This is a genomic window from Staphylococcus sp. GDH8C109P, from assembly GCF_017893405.1.
GTDB classification, from domain to species: Bacteria; Bacillota; Bacilli; order Staphylococcales; family Staphylococcaceae; genus Staphylococcus; species Staphylococcus cohnii.
In genome coordinates, this window is the sequence record NZ_JAESMX010000009.1 from 46,081 (window position 1) to 68,529 (window position 22,449).

The 22,449-nt window shown below is 32.4% G+C and carries 22 protein-coding genes and 1 pseudogene; 5 read left to right on the forward strand and 18 right to left on the reverse strand.

Annotated elements, in window-relative coordinates:
- Positions 1-27: 27 nt before the first annotated feature.
- From KA867_RS02130 to KA867_RS02175, 10 genes are all read right to left on the reverse strand, one after another.
- Positions 28-528, reverse strand: coding sequence for a MogA/MoaB family molybdenum cofactor biosynthesis protein (locus KA867_RS02130; RefSeq protein ID WP_107504796.1), 501 nt, complete (start codon positions 526-528; stop codon positions 28-30).
- 11 nt (positions 529-539) lie between these two features.
- The gene (locus KA867_RS02135; protein WP_210136914.1) at positions 540-1,544 is read right to left on the reverse strand and encodes a ThiF family adenylyltransferase; all 1,005 of its coding nucleotides are present in this window, start codon (positions 1,542-1,544) and stop codon (positions 540-542) included.
- Between the two features lie 277 nt (positions 1,545-1,821).
- Positions 1,822-2,652, reverse strand: a complete 831-nt coding sequence (locus KA867_RS02140) for an MBL fold metallo-hydrolase (RefSeq protein ID WP_210136915.1) — start codon at positions 2,650-2,652, stop codon at positions 1,822-1,824.
- Positions 2,653-2,700: 48 nt separating this feature from the next.
- Complete coding sequence (locus KA867_RS02145) at positions 2,701-3,333, reverse strand: ATP-binding cassette domain-containing protein (protein WP_210136916.1); 633 nt, start codon at positions 3,331-3,333, stop codon at positions 2,701-2,703.
- Positions 3,333-4,004 carry a molybdate ABC transporter permease subunit gene (gene modB, locus KA867_RS02150; protein WP_210136917.1) on the reverse strand — a complete coding sequence of 224 codons (672 nt, stop codon included), beginning with the start codon at positions 4,002-4,004 and terminating at the stop codon, positions 3,333-3,335. The genes KA867_RS02145 and modB overlap by 1 nt, the downstream gene beginning before the upstream one ends.
- Before the next feature lie 12 nt (positions 4,005-4,016).
- On the reverse strand, positions 4,017-4,802 hold the full coding sequence (gene modA, locus KA867_RS02155; RefSeq protein ID WP_210136918.1) for a molybdate ABC transporter substrate-binding protein: 786 nt from the start codon (positions 4,800-4,802) through the stop codon (positions 4,017-4,019).
- Between the two features lie 103 nt (positions 4,803-4,905).
- Complete coding sequence (galT, locus tag KA867_RS02160) at positions 4,906-6,399, reverse strand: UDP-glucose--hexose-1-phosphate uridylyltransferase (RefSeq protein WP_210136919.1); 1,494 nt, start codon at positions 6,397-6,399, stop codon at positions 4,906-4,908.
- 3 nt (positions 6,400-6,402) lie between these two features.
- Positions 6,403-7,395: a UDP-glucose 4-epimerase GalE gene (galE, locus tag KA867_RS02165; RefSeq protein WP_210136920.1), complete on the reverse strand. Its 993-nt coding sequence runs from the start codon at positions 7,393-7,395 to the stop codon at positions 6,403-6,405.
- A gap of 29 nt (positions 7,396-7,424) precedes the next feature.
- Entirely contained in the window at positions 7,425-8,585 is a 1,161-nt protein-coding gene (locus KA867_RS02170) for a galactokinase (protein WP_210136921.1), read from the reverse strand.
- Positions 8,586-8,650: 65 nt separating this feature from the next.
- Positions 8,651-9,700 (reverse strand): LacI family DNA-binding transcriptional regulator, encoded by a 1,050-nt coding sequence (locus KA867_RS02175; RefSeq protein ID WP_210136922.1) that lies wholly within the window; start codon positions 9,698-9,700, stop codon positions 8,651-8,653.
- Between the two features lie 167 nt (positions 9,701-9,867).
- Here KA867_RS02175 and fdhD point away from each other — a divergent pair, with 167 nt between their 5' ends.
- Positions 9,868-10,656, forward strand: coding sequence for a formate dehydrogenase accessory sulfurtransferase FdhD (gene fdhD / locus KA867_RS02180; RefSeq protein ID WP_210136923.1), 789 nt, complete (start codon positions 9,868-9,870; stop codon positions 10,654-10,656).
- Positions 10,657-10,977: 321 nt separating this feature from the next.
- Here the strand turns inward: fdhD and KA867_RS02185 are convergent, their stop codons facing one another.
- From KA867_RS02185 to KA867_RS02200, 4 genes are all read right to left on the reverse strand, one after another.
- On the reverse strand, positions 10,978-11,730 hold the full coding sequence (locus tag KA867_RS02185; RefSeq protein WP_210136924.1) for a GNAT family N-acetyltransferase: 753 nt from the start codon (positions 11,728-11,730) through the stop codon (positions 10,978-10,980).
- A 30-nt stretch (positions 11,731-11,760) separates the two neighbouring features.
- A complete protein-coding gene (locus KA867_RS02190) occupies positions 11,761-12,309 on the reverse strand; it encodes a biotin transporter BioY (protein WP_210136925.1) in 549 nt (182 codons plus the stop codon).
- 189 nt (positions 12,310-12,498) lie between these two features.
- The gene (locus tag KA867_RS02195; RefSeq protein ID WP_210136926.1) at positions 12,499-13,416 is read right to left on the reverse strand and encodes an ABC transporter substrate-binding protein; all 918 of its coding nucleotides are present in this window, start codon (positions 13,414-13,416) and stop codon (positions 12,499-12,501) included.
- 218 nt (positions 13,417-13,634) lie between these two features.
- The gene (locus tag KA867_RS02200) at positions 13,635-14,786 is read right to left on the reverse strand and encodes an acyl-CoA dehydrogenase family protein (RefSeq protein WP_210136927.1); all 1,152 of its coding nucleotides are present in this window, start codon (positions 14,784-14,786) and stop codon (positions 13,635-13,637) included.
- A gap of 149 nt (positions 14,787-14,935) precedes the next feature.
- Here KA867_RS02200 and KA867_RS02205 point away from each other — a divergent pair, with 149 nt between their 5' ends.
- The 4 genes and pseudogenes from KA867_RS02205 (at position 14,936) to KA867_RS02220 (ending at position 17,932) form a co-directional block, all read left to right on the forward strand.
- Positions 14,936-15,685, forward strand: a complete 750-nt coding sequence (locus KA867_RS02205) for an amino acid ABC transporter ATP-binding protein (protein WP_210136928.1) — start codon at positions 14,936-14,938, stop codon at positions 15,683-15,685.
- Positions 15,682-16,535, forward strand: a pseudogene (locus KA867_RS02210) (amino acid ABC transporter substrate-binding protein). Before KA867_RS02205 ends, KA867_RS02210 begins: the two are co-directional and overlap by 4 nt.
- Complete coding sequence (locus KA867_RS02215; RefSeq protein WP_210136929.1) at positions 16,532-17,218, forward strand: amino acid ABC transporter permease; 687 nt, start codon at positions 16,532-16,534, stop codon at positions 17,216-17,218. The pseudogene KA867_RS02210 and the gene KA867_RS02215 overlap by 4 nt, the downstream one beginning before the upstream one ends.
- A 12-nt stretch (positions 17,219-17,230) precedes the next feature.
- Positions 17,231-17,932 carry an amino acid ABC transporter permease gene (locus KA867_RS02220; RefSeq protein WP_210136930.1) on the forward strand — a complete coding sequence of 234 codons (702 nt, stop codon included), beginning with the start codon at positions 17,231-17,233 and terminating at the stop codon, positions 17,930-17,932.
- A gap of 230 nt (positions 17,933-18,162) precedes the next feature.
- Here the strand turns inward: KA867_RS02220 and KA867_RS02225 are convergent, their stop codons facing one another.
- The 4 genes from KA867_RS02225 to KA867_RS02240 all read right to left on the reverse strand — a co-directional run bounded on the left by KA867_RS02225 (position 18,163) and on the right by KA867_RS02240 (position 22,332).
- A complete protein-coding gene (locus tag KA867_RS02225) occupies positions 18,163-19,245 on the reverse strand; it encodes a PTS sugar transporter subunit IIC (RefSeq protein ID WP_210136931.1) in 1,083 nt (360 codons plus the stop codon).
- Positions 19,246-19,418: 173 nt separating this feature from the next.
- Positions 19,419-19,763, reverse strand: a complete 345-nt coding sequence (locus KA867_RS02230; RefSeq protein WP_210136932.1) for a transcriptional regulator, SarA/Rot family — start codon at positions 19,761-19,763, stop codon at positions 19,419-19,421.
- Between the two features lie 1,143 nt (positions 19,764-20,906).
- Positions 20,907-21,266 (reverse strand): DoxX family protein, encoded by a 360-nt coding sequence (locus KA867_RS02235; protein ID WP_210136933.1) that lies wholly within the window; start codon positions 21,264-21,266, stop codon positions 20,907-20,909.
- A 13-nt stretch (positions 21,267-21,279) separates the two neighbouring features.
- On the reverse strand, positions 21,280-22,332 hold the full coding sequence (locus KA867_RS02240; protein ID WP_210136934.1) for an LLM class flavin-dependent oxidoreductase: 1,053 nt from the start codon (positions 22,330-22,332) through the stop codon (positions 21,280-21,282).
- Positions 22,333-22,449: the final 117 nt, after the last annotated feature.

Sequence of the window (22,449 nt, forward strand, 5' to 3'; positions counted from 1 at the left end):
AACGAACATATAAACGTTGGGCTCTAATTATTTTGTAATCTCTTGAACTAAATGATTCAGTTCTGGTTTAATGAGCTTATTCAATGCTAATTTCACTGCGCCCGTAGAGCCAGGTATACTAAAAATCAATTTATCATTTACGGTACCTGCAATTGCTCGAGATAATAGCGCACGTGTCCCAACATCCTCTGCATAACTTAAATATCTAAATAATTCTCCAAACCCTTCGATTTCTTTAGTAATCAAACTGGATACAGCTTCTATCGTTACATCTCTTTGTGCTATACCAGTTCCACCTGTAGTGATAATCACATCAATATCTTCTGCTAACCATTGCTTTATTTGTTGAGTAATTGCTGTTTGCTCATCTTTAACAATCTTATAATGAGATTCAGAAATCGTAACATTTAATGTAGAGATTAGCTCTTTAACTAATTTACCACCTTTATCTGTTTCATAATCCCTTGTATCGGAAACTGTTAATACTGCACATTTAATATTTCTATCAAGTTTAACATTTGTATGCATACTGAACCTCCTTAGCCAAATAATTGGTTGATTAACGTCATCGCTTGTTGTGGGTTAGTCATACCATGAATCAATAATCTTCCACCTTTAAAACTAACTATTCTATGTGCTTTGTATTCAAAATGTAACATGTAAGGATTACGTTGATATGGAATCTCTTGTTGTTCCAAAAATGTTTCCAACATTTCCTGGGAAATTTTAGGATTTTCGTATTGAACGGTATCCCTTCCACATAAAGTTGCAAATTGCCTTTGTGTGGTATTGAGATAGGGATATGTTGGTTGTGTGCCACAAGTTTTACAAGCGCTATCTTGCAATTTTTTAAATCCAAATGTAAAATGTGTGCCTTCCCAAATATCACCGTAAGTAACTTTAGGTGCAATTGTTGCGCCTGTTAATATTTTCAATGCATCTTTTAATTGTAAACTAGTCGTCATAGTGACTGCTGGCTGAATGACACCTACTGTATCACAAGTCATATTAATTGCGGGTAGCTGTGGGATCAAACAGTTAAAACAAGGTGTTTGTTCAGGTATAAACGTCGCTTCCACATAAGTACTTTGTACAACACCACCATAAATCCATGGTATAGCAGCTTTATAAGCAAAATCATTTATCAATTGTCTCGTTTCAAAATTATCTGTTGCATCTAAAATAAGTTGTACATCTTGCGCGTATGTTTCTAAAAACAACCGATCGACATGTGCAATATGTAAATGCAATCTCAAATTTTGACGTATAGCCTTTAAATTACGTTCTGCTGCAACAACTTTTGGTAATTTATCTGCTGCATCCATTTCTGTATACATCGTTTGGCGTTGTAAATTACTATATTCAATATAATCTCTATCTACGATTGTTAGTTCTCCTACACCAGCTCTTACTAATCCTTCTGCTAGGTGCGTCCCTAAAGCTCCCATGCCTATAATTAACACATGTGCATTCATAATTTTCTCTTGCCCAGATGTTCCTATATGTTTAAATAACATTTGTCTTGAATAACGTTCGACACTCACTATGAACCCCCTCACTTTGCGTCATTATTTTCATTATAAATCTTGAACGTCTATGTAACAACGGTTTAAATTCATTATACAAAAATCCTATATGCCACTTTTTATTCATATTACTAATGCAAAACTTAACAAAATAAAAGAGTAAGAACGAAATCAAATATAGATAGTGATTTCATATTCCTACTCTTTATCCCAAAACAGTTTCAAAAGATATAATGATACATTTAAAGTAATTACAGATATTTTGATTTCTGGCATTAAAGTTACTAATCATTATTTAAATTTGAATTTTCAATCCATCAAATGCAATGGTTGATTTTAAGCCATCTTCTTCTAATTGACCTTCTAATTGTTTAATTTGTGCCTTTGTTAAACTTTCAGTAGCTTCAATATGAGTAAAATATGTATGCTTAGCATTGACAGCTTTAGCAATAGCCACACATTCATCAAATGTAGCTTCTCCTAAATCATTTAACATACCTTCTGGATGAATACGTTCATTAGTTATAGGATTCACTTCATTGCTACCAAAAGGTAAAATAGCAACATCAACATTTTTCAACTTCTCTGTTGGTCGAAAGCCTTTAATTTCATCTGGAATAATAAGTATACGTTTGGTATTTGTAGTTAAATAAAAACCAAACGCGAATTGTTCTGCTAATTGAATCCATTCTACCGTTGTGTCATCAAAACTAATTTCTGCATCATTGTCAACAATTACTAGATTAATTACGCCTAATGATTCTAAATATTCAACATATTTCCAACGCGCAAAATATGCTTTGAAATCTTTCACTTCTTGCGCTGTAATATAAACCGTTGACGTTTTGGACTTAGGTACTTTGTGAATAAAATCAAAATTGAGTGTTTCCCATATCCTAATCCCCATCGTGTGATCTGGATGCCAATGAGAATAAATGCCATATTTTATATCATAAATTTTTGATCTTCTCAGTTGTTGAAATATATCTTCTGAAGTGTCGATGAGTAATTGTAAGTCATGAATGAATATACCAGGCCCTGTTCGTTTTTGTGCATCTTTATGCTGTGAAACTGATTGATAAAGTGTTGGTATACCCCCAGAAGTTCCTAAAAATTCGATAATCATTTCATTGCATACCCCCTACTTATCTATAAGTGTGATTATAATTATTGCTCAACCATTCATAAACTTTGGTTGCATATCACCTATATTAATAATTTCGTGTGCCAATATTTCAGCTTCATATTGCGAATGTGTCACAAAGATAATAGGTATATTCCATAATTTAAAAATTCGTTTTACTAACAAAATACTTTCTTCTTTCGTTGCATCATCTAAACTAGAAAATGGCTCATCTAGTAACATCAAGTCTGGTTTAGTACTTAAAGTTCTAGCTAATGCAACTCGTTGAGATTCACCACCAGATAAGCGTATTGGAAATTTATCTTTTAAGTGAACAATATTTAGTTGATTCATTAAATTATCTATGTGCTGAGAGTACTGTGTCATAAAAGTGATATTTTGAAACACAGTCATATTTGGAAATAATTGATAATCTTGAAATAAATAACCGATATTGCGTTTTTGAATTTTCACATCAACATTTGAAGTAGTATCTATTAATATATGGTCGTTAATCTTTATAAACGCTTGATCTGGTTGTTGTAAACCAGCAAGCATATTTAAAATTGTTGTTTTACCTATACCTGAAGGTCCTTTAATGGCATAGATTTTAGGTGTAGTGTCATCTATTTCTACATGTAATTGCGTACTATTTAAAAGATGATTTAAAGATATATTTAGCATTAACGAACCTCCCGATAACCATCTTTATTCAATAAATTGATTGTACCAATTACAGTAACCGCAAATGCAACCAATACAATCACCCATAACCATGCTTGATTTTCTTTCCCTTGCTCTACTAAAAAGTATATTTCTAAAGGTAACGTGTTGGTTTTGTTAGGAATATAGCCTGCTACCATTAACGTAGCTCCAAATTCTCCAATTGCACGTGCAAAACTCATCATTACACCAGCAAGTATTGAACGTTTAGATAACGGTAAAACCAATTTAAAAAATATTTTGTTTTCACTTGCACCCATAGTTCTTGCTGTATTCAACATCTTGGGATCTATGCTACGAAACCCTTGTACAGTATGCTGATACATTAACGGAAAACTTACAATGATAGATGCAAATATGGCACCAGTTAAAGTAAATACAACTGGCAAATGTAAAAAATCGTTAAAAAACCTACCAACCACACTACGAGGTGAAAATATAATCAGTAAAATAAAACCCATCACTGTTGGAGGTAACACAATTGGTAAAACAATGAAACTTTCCAGAAGTCTCGTTATAAAGCCACGACGCTTATACAACCATCTTGATATAAAAACACCTAATATCGTAACGATAATCGTGCTGATAACCGCGACCCTCAATGATATCCAAAATGGCGTGACATCTGGCATTTTTGCTACCTCCTATACTTTGAATTTATATTTTTTTAAAATTTCTTGTGCTTCATCTGTTTTTAAAAAGTCAACCCATGCTGTTGCTAATTTTTTATCTGAAATCGTCGCTGACTTATATGTGATAGGCTGTTTTAACTTAGCTGTTTGAATTTCTTTCACATTACTATCACCATTTTTTTGACTTTGATATAAATCTGTTTTATATACATAACCTAATTGGGCATTGCCTTTTTCAACATAATTTAATACTTGTCGCACGTCTTTGGCAAAAACTAAATGTGGTTTAACATCCTCATACAATTGATGGTCTTTTAAGTATTGTTCGGCATATTTACCTGCAGGCACAGATTTAGTCTCACCAATAGCTAACTTTTCACCTTGCTTTAAGTCGGACACATTTTTATATGTATTATTAGATTCACCTATAAGCACTAAATCATTTTGTGCGTATTCATATTTATTTTGAGCTTGTTTACCTAATGCATCAATGTCTTTTGTATTTGCAGACATAAATACATCTACAGGTGCCCCCTTCTCAATTTGTTGTCTTAAGGCTCCTGATCCGCCATAATTAAATGTGATTTTAGCATTTTTATGTTTTTTGTTAAATGCTTGTTCTAAATCTTTAGTGACATCTGTTAAACTTGCTGCAGCTGAAATATGTATTTCTTCCTTATTATCATCCTTACTGCTAGCCTCTTTTTCACTATGATTATTTTCGCTGTTAGAACACCCACTTATTAACATACAAATCATAATAGTAGCAATAATTAAAAAATACCAAGTTCTTTTCATTTAGTTGCCTCCTTTTTCATATAATTATATGCCTCTTTATTTCAAAAAAAAAGAGCATATACTAAAGTAAAAATGACTTTGTATAGCTCAATTTTCAAAATGTTTATTGTAGCGATGTAATAAATGTTTTAAATGCGTTTTGACCTTGTGGTGTGTTTTTAAATACACCTGCATCCTCTAGTACGCGTTTGAATTTAAAACCAAGTTCTTTTTCAACAATTTCTTCTACGTTCTTTTCATTGATATCATATCGTTGCACCATATCTTCTGCCCATGATTGATGTATACCTAATGTTTGTTGTTGATCACCTAATAAAAATGCCTTAACCTCTTGTAACTCTTGTTTTAATCTACCCGGTAAAATGGCAGTGCCCATGACTTCTATTAATCCAATGTTTTCTTTCTTAATATGCTGGACGTCTTTATGAGGGTGAAAGACACCATCTGGATATTGTTCTGATGTTTGATTATCTCTTAAAACAATATCAAGTTCATATTGTTGTTCCCTATAACGGGCAATAGGCGTTACAGTGTGATGACGCTCGCCATTTTTACTGTATGCGCTTATATCTACAGTTTCATCTGAATAATTATTCCATGCTTTTCTAATAAATTCTGCCGCCGCTACTAAGTCGTTTTTATCTTCACTTTTCAAACGAATGACACTCATAGGCCAATACAATGTCGAAGCCGCTACTGTTGGGTATTGTTTCAAACTAAAGCTGTGCAATTCCTTAGCGTTGTCCATCGGAAATGTGTGTCTACCCGATTGATAATGATTGTGTGTTAAAATTGAACCGCCAACGAGTGGAATATCTGCATTCGAACCAATAAAATAATGTGGAAATTTATCTACAAAATCTAACAGTTGTACAAACGTTTGCTTATCTATGTTCATAGGAATATGTGATTGAGATAAAACGATACTATGTTCTTTAAAATAAGCATATGGAGAATATTGAAATCCCCATTGTTCTTGTCCTAAGTTCAACCTGATAATACGATGATTTGTTCTCGCAGCTTGTATTACAGAGCCTTTAAACCCTTCATTTTCCATGCATAGTGCGCATTTAGGATAATCTGTTGCAGGCGCTTCTTTCGCTTTGGCAATTTGTTTAGCATCTTTTTCTGGCTTGGATAGATTGATTGTTATTTCCATATCACCATATTCACTTGCTGTGTTGAAATTTATATTATGCGCAATTGCATCTTCTTTCACATAATGATTGCGTTTGGTTATGTTATAAAAATAGTCTGTCGCTTTCTTCGGACTCTGTTGATATAATTCATAAAACTTATGATTCAGTACAGATGGACGTGGTGTGATTAAATCTAATATTTGTGCTTCAATGATCTCTTTGCTATATAATGCGTCATCTATACATTTGTTATTAATTGCTTCTTGAATCCAGTGTTGTGTTATCTCAAGTGCAGTTGTCTCTGAATTAAATTTGGAAGTTGTTGTATCATCTATACCTGAAGCATTTAAAATACTCAGTAACTTATTTTGAATATAAATGGTGTCTTCCGCTTCATAATCCCCATGTACAATAGCGTGAGATACAAATAATTGGACAGCGTATTTATTCAATAACATGCATTATACCTCCTGATATCCGTTAGGGTGCTTTTCATGCCATTGCCAAGCAGAACCAATAATATCATGTATATCATCATGTTTAGGTTTCCATCCTAATATTTGCTGTGCTTTATTACTTGATGCAATTAATTTGCTAGGGTCTCCAGCTCTTCTTTCACCTACAACTGCATTTATTGTTTTACCTGTAACTTTTCTTGCTGCTTCTAAAATTTCAAATACAGAATATCCTTGGCTACTACCTAAGTTAAATGCACCTGATTCTCCACCATTCTTCAAATGTTGAAACGCTAAGATATGCGCATCAATTAAATCGACGACATGTAAATAATCTCGTATGCAAGAGCCATCTTCCGTATCATAATCATCGCCAAAAACAGTTAGTTCATCTCTTTGTCCTAAAGCTACTTGTAATACAATTGGAATTAAATGCGTCTCAGGTCTATGGTCTTCTCCAATTGTGCCATCTTCTTTTGCTCCTGCAACATTAAAGTAGCGTAGTGCAGCATAATTCACTCCATAAGCTTCATGACTCCAATGCATCATTTTTTCCATCATTAATTTACTTTCACCATAAGGACTTGTTGGCGTTTTAGAATCATCTTCTGTAATTGGCACAGTGTCTGGTTCACCATATACAGCTGCAGTTGATGAGAAAACAATATGCGCTACATCGTGATCATACATAACTTCTAACAATACCTGTAAGCCATTAACATTATTATTAAAATAGGTTAGTGGTTTCTCAACAGATTCACCAACTAATGAATATGCACAAAAATGAAATACGCCTTCAATATTTTCATTATTAAATACGTTTTCTAAAAATGCCTTATCGCGAATATCACCTTCGTAAAATTTTGCTTTATTGTGTATTGCTGCTTGATGTCCAGTACCTAAATTATCTACAACAACAACATCATAACCTCTATGAATTAATTGATCTACTGCATGACTTCCAATATAACCTGCGCCACCTAATACTAATACACCCATGAAAAAACCCTTTCTTTGTTAATTTGATTTTAAATTGTTTTTACGCCGTCACTAATGCCCACATGATAAAACGATGGTTCATAACCAATTTTTTCTATATACTTTTTTGTAACTTTATTTTCTAATGCTTGAATTTGATTTTTGTGCACTAACGCAATTGCACAACCTGCAAAACCTGCACCTGTCATTCTTGCACCGAGCACACCTTCCACTTGTTGAGCTGTTTCTGCCAACGTATCAAGTTCAATACCTGTTACTTCATAGTCATCTTTTAAAGATGCGTGAGAATCATTTAATAACTGCCCAAATTTTTCAAAATTATTATCGGATAATGCTTGATAAGCAAATTTCGTACGTTCATTTTCTGAAACAGCATGTTTTGCTCTTCTACGTTTTACGTCATCTTTAATAAGCATTTGATGGGCTTTAAATTGTTCCATCGTTATTTCACCTAAAGATTCAATATTTAACTTTTGTTGTAATGATGACAGCGCAGATTCACATTCACTTCTGCGTTCATTATATTTACTTTCAGTTAGTGAGCGACGTTTATTGGTATTCATAATCGAAATGACATAGTCTCCAAATTTAGCTGGTACAAATTCGTAATTCAACGTTGCAGTATCTAGTAATACGGCATGTTCTGCTTTCCCCATACCTATTATAAATTGGTCCATAATTCCTGAATTGACACCCATAAATTGATTTTCAGTCCGTTGACCTATCTTAATGAGTTCTAATCTCTCTAAATCCAAATTAAATAACTGTTTTATCAACCAGCCGGTTAATAATTCTATTGATGCAGAAGATGAAAGACTAGCGCCGTTTGGAATATTACCTTCTATCAAAATATCAAAGCCTTGTTTAATTTCTGAAAAAACTTCTACTAGATATTTAATAACACCTTTAGGATAATTCGCCCAATCATGTTCCTCATCAAAATCTAAATGGTCTAAATCGAAGGTAATCATACCAACTGTTTCAAAATTATTAGAATATAGGCGAACCAAATTATCTTCTCGTTTAACTGCTAAACCATATGTGCCTAATTCAATTGCAGCTGGAAAAACATAACCGCCATTATAATCAGTATGTTCTCCAATTAAGTTAATTCTTCCTGGTGCAAATGCACGCACTTCAGGCTGTTTGTCAAATATTCTTTCGAATTTCTCGCGCATAGCTTCTAACATAATATTCCGCTCCTTTAAAAACGATATAAACCAAAATCGAACTCCTTAGTAAACTTAAATAAAGTTTACTTGTTTACTAAATGTTTTGTCAATATACATTGCTTGTTTACTTTAAAGGTCATTCTTTCTTTTAATTGTGCCTCTGCTATAACATGTATGGCAATTTGTCTTGTTTTATTTATTCTCTCTTCAGCCATTCTTACTGCTATTTTCCCAAAGTCGTCTATTGGTATATGTACACTACTGATAGAAGGAACTGCATACTGAATGACTTCCAAATCATTAAAACTTATCAATTTTATATCATCAGGTAAAGTGTATTTTTTTAGTTGTAATTGTTGCAATATACCTATAGCAATCATATCGTTACCTGCGATAAAAACTTGAGGTAAATGATGCTTTTGCAATAATTCGTTTACTGCATTTATACCATCTTCTTTATTCCAACCATTCATCAATAATCTACCTTTTCTTTGATGCTTGTCACACCAGTCAGTAAATGCGATATATCGCTTATCTTGAATATTTGGACTATTCAATGTTGGCATACCATTAAGATTTTTTATTGTATGCGTACCACCTACATAAACAATATCGCTTAAACCTGAACGATCTATATCATTTAATAATTGAATCATAGCATCATATAAATCCGAATAAACAGCATCAACAGATTTAGGTGTGTTAGCGTTATTGATAACCACAATATTCTGATTGTAACTCTGCAATTCTAAAATAGCTTCTGAAGCAAAATTCCCCACAACAATAATTGCGCCAGCCTTTGTTATTTTAGTGAAATCAATAGAATCATGTTCACCATCAATACGAAGCGTTCTTTTTAATGATAGATTTAAACGTTTCACCTCCGCTTCAATGGCAAGTCTAATCTCACGATAATAAGGATCGGACATTTCTTTGGCTCGTGATGCATAAGTAATAATTTGTATACTTTTATTTTTCCTTTCAGATTTTTTATATTGAAAATTATCTGCTATATCATTTATTCTTTTTCTCGTTTCTTGAGCGACAGATAAAGTAGGATCATTATTTAACACACGAGAAACCGTACCTGGACTGACCTTTGCTTCTTTCGCAATATCTCTTATACTAGCCATGAATCAAATCACCTCTCAACTTCATGTTTACTATAAGTTTACTTCTAAGCATGTTATATATCAATCATATATTGTAGTTATAAGTATGTTTAAGAATACAGTTTATTTTTTTTGCAAGTAAAAATACGCTAAAATAGTTAGTGAATAGGAACTGGGGGATAAATACTATGAATGAAGATGTTTTAACAAATCAACATATTGTTAGATATGAAAACGGCAAACTTATTGAAACAACAGATCACTACGTCACAGAATTCCCACTGACAATCATGGTCAATGGAGAAGAATTTGCAACAATCATTTGCAGTCCAAATCATATGGAAGAATTAGTCTTAGGTTTTTTAGCTTCAGAAGGTGCTATTTTAAAAAATGATGATTTAAAATCTATCCAAATAGACGACAGTAAAGGGTTTGCCCATGTTGAATTAACCAAATCACTTAATGATCGGTTTGAATACTCTACTAAACGTATGATTGCATCATGTTGCGGTAAGAGTCGTGAATTTTATTTCCACAATGATGCTGCTATAGCTAAAACATCTATGTCTAAAATTAAACTTGCCCCTCAACAAGTTCTTAATATGATGACACGTTTACAAAGCGCAAGTAAAATTTTCAAACAAACTGGTGGCCTACATAATGCTGCCATTAGTGATGGAGAGACATTTTTTGAACACAGACAAGATATTGGTAGACACAATGCTTTAGATAAACTTTATGGTTATTGTATACAACGCCATATACCTGTGCGAGATAAAATATTAATTTTTAGTGGGCGCATATCTTCTGAGATTCTTATTAAAGCTGCGAAAATTGGCGTTGGCGTTATTTTATCTAAATCCGCACCAACTACATTAGCTGTAACGCTTGCTAATGATTTAAATATTACAGCAATTGGTTTTATTCGTGATGGTAATTTTAATGTTTATAGCCATCCAGAGCGCATAACATCATAATGATTTAAAAAGTATCCCTTACTATATGAAAATGTCAAATTATAGGCAAATCTTATGTGATATGTCACCTAAGGTTTGCTTTTTATCCATTGATTTATGCAATATTATAAAAAATCTTATACTCATTCACCACTAAAATGTTGATTGTGAATTGGTACTGATGCATACAAAAAATTATTAGCCAAATATGAAAAGATTAAGCTATGCCTTCAGAAATTGTGCGTAAAAAATGTCGACAAAGTTAGAAACTTTGTCGACATGATAATATCTTCACTATGTAAAAATACTTTTTAAATTATAGTAAAAAACATTGGAGCTGATTCAAATATCTTCTTTTACAATATGATAGCAAAAGCTTATAAACACATATCCTTGCTTCACATACATTTCTTTAGCACTATCTTCTCCATCGGCAATCAGTATCAATGGTTTTTGCATGGCTAACTCTGCAGCAAAACTTTGCATCACGCTACCAACACCCTGTCTTTGATGACATGCTAATACGCCAAAACCATCAATTTCAACAGTTGTCTCATTTATAATCAAATCTAATATACCAGCCGGAACACCTTGCTTATAAGCTATAAGACGTGTTTTAGCATCATTAATATATTGGTTTTTAATCATATTAGAACTTTCTCTGACATATTCCTCACCATATGGTGCTGCAAACTGGCTATGAACACTTATATAATCATCTATGGTATGCTCATCCACCACTTTAACTTCGATTTCAGAATCTACATATTTTTTGAAATTTTGAGGTTCAATCGCATATAACTCCATTAGACCTAATTCAAATTGCTCTTGATTAATTAATGCTATCCATTGTTGATCTAATTCTATATTTTCAGGAAAAGTAAAAGTTAAATGATTCGAGCTTTGTTGCTTATGCATATGTGTTTGTGCAGCTAAATCTGCTTTCCATTGTTTAATCGAAGGCATTTGTTTGTACACCCATTTATTTGCATCAAATACTAAAGGGATTTGAGGAGTTAAATAAATTACTTTATCTTCGTCTTCAGCATAAATATTCCCGGGTTGGAAAATATTGTTTAAAGTAATGTTTACCATCATTTTCACTCCCCTTTATCGAAACTGATTTTACTTAAGTAATTGTTTAAATCGACTATGGTTTAACATGATATTACCAATTAAGCTGGCAATCAGAGCTTTAATAATATCACCAGGCATAAATACAAAAGAAAGCATAACTGATTTAGAAATCGGTAAATTCGTTATCAGTCCCATTATAATCGTACCGACAATATCTAATAAAACGACCCCTATCACTACTGTCGTTATCAATAATACAATAAAGTTGATTCTTTTCAAATATAAGTCTCTTACAAGTCCAATGAGATATGTAACAACAGGATACATAAATAAAAAACCTGCTGATGGCCCTGCAAATACACCAATACCACCACGACCACCTGATAGCAACGGTAATCCAGCAACAACTAAAAGTAATAAAACAACGATACTCAATGTTCCATATTTACGACCTAATAGAATTGCAGCTAGAAATATACCAATATTTTGTAAAACAATTGGCACAGGCATTATTGGTAACGGGATAGCAGGTACAAAACCTAAAACTGCAATAATTGCAGTCATTAAAGCAGTATAAACTAAATATTTCGTTGACATCATCAAACCTCCTTTAATGAAAAAAATTATACCACAAATGTAAACTATAAAAAACAAAAAGTTTACAATAAAACGATAACCTTTTTACAATCAAAAACATGAGCCTGGACAATTTCACTTCGTCCAACGCTCATGTTTTATTTTGATGACGTCTAATTAAATCTCTAAAAAACTACTATAACCATCGCTTTATGAGTTCGATTTCAAAAATTTCTCTTTCAAGTCTTTTCTCATAAATTCCAGTGTATAAGGATCGTTATACCAATAAGTTTCTGCTTGTACTTCTATAACGTGATCATTTTTAACTGCAGATAAATTGTTCCAGAGATCTGTTTTTTTATAACCTGGTTTTGATTTACCTTCACTTGTAGAAACGATATAATCACCAGCATAATCAGCTATTTTTTCTTGTTTAATTTCAGCCCAGCCTTCTTTTTTAACTAATTCGTTAAGTTTGTCAGGCATTTTTAATCCAAAAGCTTGGTAAATGACTTCTCCACCACGACCCCAGTTAGGCCCGTATGTGTAAAGTTTTTTATCGAATTCATCAAAAATTGATACGGTTGTATTTTCACCAATTTTCTCTTTGATTGCTTCACCATCTTTTTCAGTTTGTGATTTCCACTTTTCTTCCCATTTTTTTACTTTATCTTCTTTCCCAAGTAATTTACCTAATTGTCTTTGTTGGTCTAAATATTTATGCTTACCATAATCGTAAACTACAGTCGGTGCAATCTTTTTATACTTTTTAATGTTTTTATCTGTAGAGTAAGCTACGATTAAATCCGGTTTTGTTTTAGCAACTTTTTCAACGTCATTTTCTCCAACTTTTTCAACATTTTTAAATTTATCTTTTAAAATATTACTGCTATCAACTTGCTCATTTACTGCTACAATATTGCCTCCTAAATATTTAATTCCACCTGCATATGTAGGTGCAACAACTGCAATACGTTCTGGATTTTTAGGTATATCAATTTTCTTCCCGCTATCTAATGTATAAGCTTTTGTATCTTCTTTTTTACTATCCGAGCCACTTTCAGATTGTTTCCCACAAGCAGCTAATATTAAAACCATTACAATAATTGGAAATATTAATTTTTTCATAAAGCCCCTCCGTTGAAAATGATTATCATTACTACTGAATTATATAATGATTATAAAATTTGTACAATAGAAAACCTAAAATTTTTATTATTTTAAAAAATAAAAAAAGGAATGAGTTATAAAATCAACTTTAATAAGTGATTTCATATACTCATTCCAAAATACAAAGCTTGTGAAAAATATTCATGACTTTAAAAACCAGGCCATGTTTTCTGTATTTATTTAAAGTGACCTAATACACTATGAGCTATATTCGTATAAGCCATGTCTTCCATAGGTGGATTATGGAGTCCAGCTCGCATATCCCTATAGTAACGTTGTAATGGACGCTCCATTTCTAAACTCTTAGCACCCACAATACGCATGGCAATGTCTATTATTTCTAAACCTTGGTTCATCACCAACACTTTACTTGCTGAAGTTTCATTCCAAATTGGTATGTCTTGTTGTTGATTGTATAACGCTGCTGTACTCCATAAAAAGTGGCGTGCTGATAATAGTAAGGATTCCATTTTACCCACATTTTGCTGTACGGTCGATATATCTCCAATCACACCATCAATACTTGCTGGGCTATAATTTTTTGCAAAATCAACAGCATAGTCTCTCGCTGCTTGTGCAATGCCTAAATAAGTACTAGGGATATGTAATATCCAACCATTAGGTTTTTTACCACCAGCACCTCTTATTTCAACAAAATTTTCTTCTGGAATGAAAACATCATTTAAAATCAAATCATGACTTTCAGTTGCACGCATACCCACCATATTCCAATTGTCTGCAATCTCAACACCAGGTGTATCTTCAGATATCAAGAAAAACCCTACCGTATCTATTTCTTCATAATAGGCACTTACAATAAAATGGCTTAACCTTCTACTCATTGAAGTAAATGTTTTAACCCCATTAATCACAAAACCTTTGTCTTTTTTTATTGCATGTGTAGCAGGTCTTGCCCCACGTGTAGGACTACCTGTTTCAGCTTCACTGACAGCTCTGTTAACCAATGCACCTTTTTTCACTGCAATTGCGAAGCGCTCTAGCATATCTTGTTCCCAAGCATGTTGTTCATATAATTGTCCAACTACGCTAAGGTGCCAACCAACTGAAAGTGCAGTTGCACCATCTATTGCCCCTAAATATGTCTGTAGTACAACCATATCTTCAACAGTCGCCCCTTCACCACCATAATTTTTAGGCAACGTTAATAATGTATAACCTTCTTTTACTAACCAATCAATATTCTCATATGGAAATCTTGAATGTTTATCATTATAATCAGCTTTTTCTTTAAATTGTTCTTTTATTGAATCAAACTTATCTATCCATTTTTTTTGTATCTCTGTATGTATTAATGCAGAATAATTCACAGTGTCCACCTCATTTTAGACTTTTATCTATTAATCTTAGTGTAACACTCGCTTATAACGAATAAAAGCCTTTAAACTATCTAAAATCTTACTTTACCGATAAGGATTAATGTGATACTTTGTACGTATTGATATTCTGGGGGTTTAAAATGATTACAGTTGAAAATTTAATACATAAATATAAAAACCATACTGTTCTAAATGGCGTTAGCTTTTCACAAAATAAGGGTACTGTGACAGCTATTATAGGTCCAAGTGGATCAGGTAAAACAACACTGCTAAGAACATTGAACGCGTTAGCCATACCAAAATCAGGCACAATTCAAATTGACAATCAAAGATTTGTCGCCGATAAACATTCAAAAAAAGATATCTCACAATTACGAAAGAAATCTGCAATGGTGTTTCAAAACTATAATTTATTTAAAAACAAAACAATACTTGAAAATATTACTGTTGGTTTGATACATGGTAAAAAAATGTCCGCTAAGCAGGCAAATGAAATAGCCATCTCTTATTTAGAACGTTTTAATTTATTAAATCAAAAGGATAAATTCCCTTCTCAACTATCTGGAGGTCAAAGTCAGCGTATAGGGATTATCCGTGCTTTAGCACTTAACCCAGATGTATTGCTTTTAGATGAACCTACATCTGCATTAGATCCTGAATCAATTCAAGGTGTTTTGTCGCTTATCAAGTCTATTGCACAAGAAGGGATGACCATGGTTATTGTCACTCATGAAATACAATTTGCTAAAGCGATTGCTGATCAAATTCTATTTATAGATGAAGGTAAAATATTAAAACAAGGTACACCACAATCTGTTTTAGCGTCTTCTGACTCTAAAAGAATTAACCGTTTCTTAAACACCGTAGAAATGGAGCGTGACTTTTTATGAAAAATAATAAGTTACGTTTTTTAATGATTACACTATTGATTACGGTATTATTCAGCGGATGTAGTCAAGTACAAAAATCATCAAATCAGAATAAAAAAAAAGAAATCAAAGTAGCAATATCTGCAGAAGTTAATCCACCTTATCTCTATACAAATAAACAAAATGAATTTGCTGGTTTAGATATAGACTATCTAAAACTATTAGAAAAAAAGTTACCACAATACCAATTTAAATATGAAGTTGGTGAAGAAGAATCTAATCTTGTAGGTATTGGCGCCGGAAAGTTTGATATGGGAATTAATTGGTTTTTTAAAACACCTGAACGCGAAAAACAGTTTCTCTACCAAGACGTTCCTTATAGTTACGCATTACCTTTGATTGTTGTGCACCAAAATAATTCTGAGATACATTCACTTAATGACCTAACTGAAAAAAATTAACACCGATGGCACCGAGTGGCGGGTTATATTCTATATTATCTCAGTATAATAATTCACATTCTCCAAAAATTGATATTGATACCATTCAAGAGCCTTCTAACGGGGATAATTTAAAAATGGTGAGTAATGCCAGACGTGATGCCATGATTTTAAACTGGAACACTTATAATGCAATTCAAAAACAGATTAATGCTGATGTCAAAATTGGTGGCATCATAAAAAAAGAATCATTGCATATCGTCTATAATAAAAAACATCAAAAATTACATGACGATATTGACGAGGCTACTCAAGAACTAATAGATGAAGGCAAATTACAGAAGCTTTCTGAAAAATACTTTGATGTGAATGTATTTGATGATTTAGATGAAATAAATAAGCAAAAAGATAAATTGGAGGTGCAATCATGACAAATTCTGTTGATTGGTTTGATTTATTTAGACAAGTTTTACAACAATTACCAATAACCTTATTAATCTTTATATTGTCACTCATTTTCGCCTTGATGCTAGGATGCTTACTGGCAACGATTCGTATCAAGAAAGTGAAAATATTATCACCTATCGTACGGATTTATCTGTCTTTTATTCGCAGTACACCTTTAATTTTACAACTGTTCTTGGCATATTTTGCGTTGCCACAACTATTATTATTCATCCAAATCGACATCAATCATTTCAGTAGACTGTTTTTTGTAATTTTAGCATTTACATTACATACAGGCGCTTACCTATCAGAGATTATACGGGCTGGATACCAATCAGTAGATTACAGTCAAATTGAAGCAGGACTTTCTGTCGGTTTATCTTATCCACGAATTTTAAAGGAAATCATTATTCCTCAAGCGTTGCGCAACAGCATTCCAAACTTGACGACACAAGTTATTGAACTGATCAAAGACACATCTTTAGCTTTTACAATTGGGATTATTGATATGATGGGTCAAGTTAAATTAATTATTGGAAATAACTATGGACTAGGCATGTTAGAAGTTTATATCGTTATATCCATTATTTACTGGATTATCGCCCTTATCATACAAACTATATTTGCACTCATTAATAAACAAGCCCAAAAACCATATCGCGTCTAAGGAGGCATTATTTTGTCATTTATACTTTATACTGTTTCAGAAGTACTTAAAGGTGTGCCTAATACAATCATCATCTCAATTGTAGCAATGATCATAGGTTTAATCATCGGCACTTTATTCGCCTTTATACAAACTAAAAATATTCCATTAATCTCTCAACTTGTAGTGGTATATAATTCTTTTTTTAGGAGCACACCACTCATTGTTCAATTATTTATTATGTATTACGGCTTACCAAAATTAGTGATGTGGGGAAATGAAAAATTTACATTAACAATTAATCCTGATATTTTTTCACCGTTAATTATTGCCTTTATTGTTTTTTCGTTACATGCTGTTGCATATTTGTCAGAATCTATTAAAGGTGGGTTACTTTCAGTCGATACTGATCAAATTGAAGCCGCACAAACTGTAGGGCTTTCAACAATAAGAACGTACAAGGAAATTATACTACCACAAGCATTCAGTTATGCACTTCCCAATATTGAAAATCAATATATCATGCTTATCAAAGGGACTTCTTTAGCATTTGCGGTACAAGTTACTGAAATTATGGCAGTCAGCCATGTTATTGCCAATGAAGGTTATCGATTTATAACAGTATATAGTGTAGCTGCTATATTTTATTGGTTACTTGCCATTGTACTAGAATTGATATTTTCAAAAATAGAAAACCGTTCAACTCAATATATGTTTGCAAAAACTTCAGCATAAATTACAATATTGCATACTCATTTGTAAAGTGAATATTTCAGAAGAAGCGTTCGATTTCTGTTCTACCAAACAACGACAAGATATTGCTCCTCTATAAGAATAAAAACATTAGTATGAAATAAGCCCGTTAATACATTATTCTTAAAATGTATTAACGGGCTTTATACTGAGATTGATATTTCAGTGTTATTTAAATTTTTGGAACTTAGCATACCTAAATCATTAGACAACTACATTGCCAAACGTTCAGCATACTGTCTTTTTCTTTTATAATAATTTTTAACTTTTTTAGGCATTGTACCGTTTTGTAATTCATCTTTAGTAATAATAGGATAATTTTTGAATACAATCGATCCTAAGTAACCACAAATAGCACTACCCATCGCACATAATAACGCAACAACAATCACAGTTAATGCATTATTAAAGCCAAACATCACCATTAAACCTGCAATTGGTGTAGCCGTACCTGTAGCTTCATTAACGAGTCCAAACATAGCGATAATTACACCTGATACAGCACCACCTATAAAATTAGTCGCATAGACAGGAATAGGATTTGCAGTAACAATATCTGCTTGGGATAATGGCTCAATAGCAACAGAAATCGTTGTTTTTCGATCACCAAACTTCATTCGCTTAAACAAAACAAAATTCATAAATGATGATCCAAAAACTGCCAATGCACCAATTGCCATTGGTGTACCTGTTAGTCCTAATAATGCAGTCAATGCCATCGAACTTAAAGGTGCAGTAGCTACAACTGTTATAATGCCCCCTAGTACTATCCCCATTAGTACTGGGCTTGACGTTGCTGATTCTTTAATTATATTACCTATTTGCAATAATGTCGCATCTACAACAGGCGCTACACCAATTGCAATAATTCGTGTAATAGGTGCAATGATAATAATTGAGCCTATTAAATCCAAACCATCCGGAAATTTTTGTTCTATCCATTTCATACCAAAGCTTGCTATGTAACCTGCGACAAAACCTGGTAGTAAATCCATGTTACCGCATGCAACTGCTATAACAAAGGCGTATACAGGAGAAACACCCATTGCTAAAGCAACCAAACCAGCAGCAGCAACACCACCTAAACCGCCTGCCGCTTCACCTAATTGGCCTAAAAATGGAATCCCTAGCAAATCCCCTCCAACATATTTATGAAATGCTTCTACTAAAAAAGAAGCTATTGCAGCATTTGCCAAAGCCCCCATTGCTTTTCCACCATTTGGAGCCTTACTAGTAAAAAGTGTAAACAAACATAAAACAATACCTAAAAATATAACCCCTAAAAGTAAATTCATAATAACACCCTTCTAATATTTGTATGCGCTTTCATTTAACAAATATTAGTATATCACATTTAAAGTTTTACTCAAATAATATTTTAGTTCAATATATAATTAATCAAATAAAATTACACTTTTCAGAATATTCGTTTTTTTATATATGTAACACGACTCATTTTCAAAACAAGTTACTTGAGATAATCTTGTAATGTTTTTATCATATGTTCAATTTTTTGATGTTGCGCTTCATTTATATATACAACAACTGTACGTTCATCAATATCACTTCTCTTTTTGCTCAAATAGCCCATTTTAATTAATTTTTGTAATGCCTTCGTTAAATAATACGGTTTTAACTCTGAATATTGTGCGATTTCTTTCGCAGTAACTTCATAAGATTGACATTCATGTATATAATTCAATATAAATATTTCTTCATAATTTAATTTGTGATATTTTTTTGTTTCTTTGAAAAACTGCTTTCCTTTTTGATACAAAGTTATTAGTTCATTTAGTTCTTTTAAATTTTCCATATAACCACTCCTTATGTTTTTTCATGTTGTTAATATATTTCAAAGTGTGACTGTCTTTATGTAATATAATTTTATCCTATTTATGCTATTAAATTCAATATGGCTTACTATGAAAAATATTAGGAATTGCTACTATTTTTTTAATATCACTTTTTATAATTAAAATTTAGTACTACATATATCCTTTTTGTTACTAAAAATTCATTAATACCTCTTATAAATTTTTAAAATTAATAGCATTTGATGTTAATTTAATAAATTGAACACCTCAAAAGCAAACTAAATTTATTTTGAAATATCACTTACAAATAAGGTTACATAAGACAACTAACAAAGTTTGAATCAACAAATCTAATGGAAAGTATATATATATCAAATATTTATTTTAGAAGCATAACTATCGAATAAACATTTTCAAATTGAATGATTCGCGTTTCACTATTTCTGCGATCACTATGTACAAGCGTTTCCTCACTAAGCGTCTGTCCGATAATAAAAAAACAACTTGAGACATTTACTAAAGTGCCAAGTTGTCAGTTTTTTTGTGCACGCTTTCCGCGGACACTGCCTTAGCCTGTAATCTTCGGCTAGTGCTATTCCCGCAGGAGTCGGCCCAAATCACTGCCAATATCACACTAAAAATATTACTAATTCAGAGACGCATATGTTAAAAGAGAACGAGAAAAACAATTTGCTTATAGTCTACCTGCATGTGAAGATAATGATTGTTATATCATTGAAAAGCACTGTTGATACCATAAAGAAACAATATAATTTACGAAGTCAAACAATTGAGAGAAGATTTGGCGATATAAAAGAACAGCATGGTATGGGATGAATGAGATTTAGACGCCATGACAAAATTTCTATGGATACCACGCTAATTTACGTTGCCATGAACCTTTTAAAAATGGAAATATGATTAGTAAAATGGTCAATAATGGTCTGAAATACCACTATTATTTTGAAAAAAACTATATAAATAGACAAACCCTCCGCAAATTAATGCAAAGGGTTTGTCTACTTTCTGACAACTTGAGACATTTATTAAAGTCCCAAGTTGTGTTAACTATCATTTTTTACTTTTTTATTTAAAACGAAATGCTTTATTACATCAATATCTAACTGATATTTTAATGGCTATTATTTCTTTTTACAATCTAAAGTGTCTAATAAGCTAAGTGTTGCTAATCCTGTTAAATCAAGTGCATGTTTGGCACCTGCTTTACCATGACCAGCTTCAAAGTGTTTATAAGCTGCAACACCTAACACTGTAATAGTTATTAGAGAAGCAATGCGTGATAGTCTTTTACTTGCAAAGCTTAATACGAAAAATACTGCACTTAATCCTTCTAAAGCACCAGCTAAAGGCACTGCATTTGCTGGCAAATTAAACACTTCAGTAAAAGTATCTTTCATAGATTTGTCACCTTTTAATTTAGGTTTTGCCGCACCATATAATTCTTTTGCTAATTTTAAATTTGTTAAATAACGTAATATCATTTTTATTCTCCTTCTATTTGTTTTCAAAATATTTATTTACAATAGGTTTTACCCGCTCACCTAATAATTTAATGGTGTTCATTGTATTTTCATGAGGCATTGAGCCTACAGGGGTATGCAACATAAAGCGAGATAAACCTAGTGTTTCAACAGTTTCAATAATTTTATTAGCTACCGTTTCTGGACTTCCAACATATAATGCCCCATGTGGTCCTGCTTCACGTATGAAGCTATTTTCATCATATAGCGGCCAGCCACGTTCTTTAGCTAATACATCATGGCTTGCTTTTACTGAAGGGAAAAATTCACGAAAAGCTTGTTCATCCGTTTCAGCAATGTAACCCCAAGAATGTGTAGCAATCGGTAATTTAGTCACATCGTGACCATAAGATTCAGCTATCGATTTATACATATCAATATTTCTACGGAATCTTTTGGGGTCACCGCCAATTATAGCATAAGTAATGGGTAATCCTAATGCTCCTGCTTTCAATGATGATTCTGGCGTTCCACCTGTGGCTATAGCAATAGGTAAAACACCTTGCTCAACTCTTGGATACACACCTAAATTTTGTATGTTTGCTCTCAGTTGACCAGTCCAATTTACAATTTCATTTTGATTAATTTGCATCAACAATTCAATCTTTTCATTAAATAGCTGTTCATAGTCATTTAAGTTATATCCAAATAATGGAAATGATTCTATAAATGAACCTCTTCCTACCATTATTTCAGCACGACCATTTGAAATTGCATTTAATGTTGAGAACCTTTCATAAATTCTTACAGGATCATCTGAAGATAATACAGTAACAGCACTACTCAATTTAATTTGACTTGTATTTCTAGAAGCTGCAGCTAATACTGTAACTGGGTCAGAAACAGCATAATCAGGTCGATGGTGTTCTCCTAATCCATAAACATCAAGACCATAACGATCTGCAATTTCAATTTCTTCTATTATATTTCTTATCCTCTGAGCGTTACTAATTGCAGGTTCTCTACCTTTATCGGTGAAAATTTCACTATTATCAGCAAATGATGTTAAGCCAATCTCAATTTTCATTCATTCACCTCACTTACCAAGTATATTTTTTATACTAATTATCATAAATCCTTTCAAATAAACTGTCAATATCATTGCTCAGCAATATCACTCAATCATTTTTATAAATTATCCTCA

Coding starts and splice junctions, on each gene's coding strand:
- KA867_RS02195 (WP_210136926.1), bottom strand. CDS start 13,416: ATGAAAAAATTAATATTTCCAATTATTGTAATGGTTTTAATATTAGCT.
- fdhD (WP_210136923.1), top strand. CDS start 9,868: ATGAATGAAGATGTTTTAACAAATCAACATATTGTTAGATATGAAAAC.
- KA867_RS02140 (WP_210136915.1), bottom strand. CDS start 2,652: ATGATTATCGAATTTTTAGGAACTTCTGGGGGTATACCAACACTTTAT.
- KA867_RS02190 (WP_210136925.1), bottom strand. CDS start 12,309: ATGTCAACGAAATATTTAGTTTATACTGCTTTAATGACTGCAATTATT.
- modB (WP_210136917.1), bottom strand. CDS start 4,004: ATGCCAGATGTCACGCCATTTTGGATATCATTGAGGGTCGCGGTTATC.
- KA867_RS02225 (WP_210136931.1), bottom strand. CDS start 19,245: ATGAATTTACTTTTAGGGGTTATATTTTTAGGTATTGTTTTATGTTTG.
- galE (WP_210136920.1), bottom strand. CDS start 7,395: ATGGGTGTATTAGTATTAGGTGGCGCAGGTTATATTGGAAGTCATGCA.
- KA867_RS02175 (WP_210136922.1), bottom strand. CDS start 9,700: ATGGCTAGTATAAGAGATATTGCGAAAGAAGCAAAGGTCAGTCCAGGT.
- KA867_RS02145 (WP_210136916.1), bottom strand. CDS start 3,333: ATGCTAAATATATCTTTAAATCATCTTTTAAATAGTACGCAATTACAT.
- KA867_RS02130 (WP_107504796.1), bottom strand. CDS start 528: ATGCATACAAATGTTAAACTTGATAGAAATATTAAATGTGCAGTATTA.
- KA867_RS02170 (WP_210136921.1), bottom strand. CDS start 8,585: ATGTTAGAAGCTATGCGCGAGAAATTCGAAAGAATATTTGACAAACAG.
- KA867_RS02235 (WP_210136933.1), bottom strand. CDS start 21,266: ATGATATTACGTTATTTAACAAATTTAAAATTAGCAAAAGAATTATAT.
- KA867_RS02215 (WP_210136929.1), top strand. CDS start 16,532: ATGACAAATTCTGTTGATTGGTTTGATTTATTTAGACAAGTTTTACAA.
- KA867_RS02205 (WP_210136928.1), top strand. CDS start 14,936: ATGATTACAGTTGAAAATTTAATACATAAATATAAAAACCATACTGTT.
- KA867_RS02230 (WP_210136932.1), bottom strand. CDS start 19,763: ATGGAAAATTTAAAAGAACTAAATGAACTAATAACTTTGTATCAAAAA.
- modA (WP_210136918.1), bottom strand. CDS start 4,802: ATGAAAAGAACTTGGTATTTTTTAATTATTGCTACTATTATGATTTGT.
- galT (WP_210136919.1), bottom strand. CDS start 6,399: ATGTTATTGAATAAATACGCTGTCCAATTATTTGTATCTCACGCTATT.
- KA867_RS02185 (WP_210136924.1), bottom strand. CDS start 11,730: ATGGTAAACATTACTTTAAACAATATTTTCCAACCCGGGAATATTTAT.
- KA867_RS02240 (WP_210136934.1), bottom strand. CDS start 22,332: ATGAAAATTGAGATTGGCTTAACATCATTTGCTGATAATAGTGAAATT.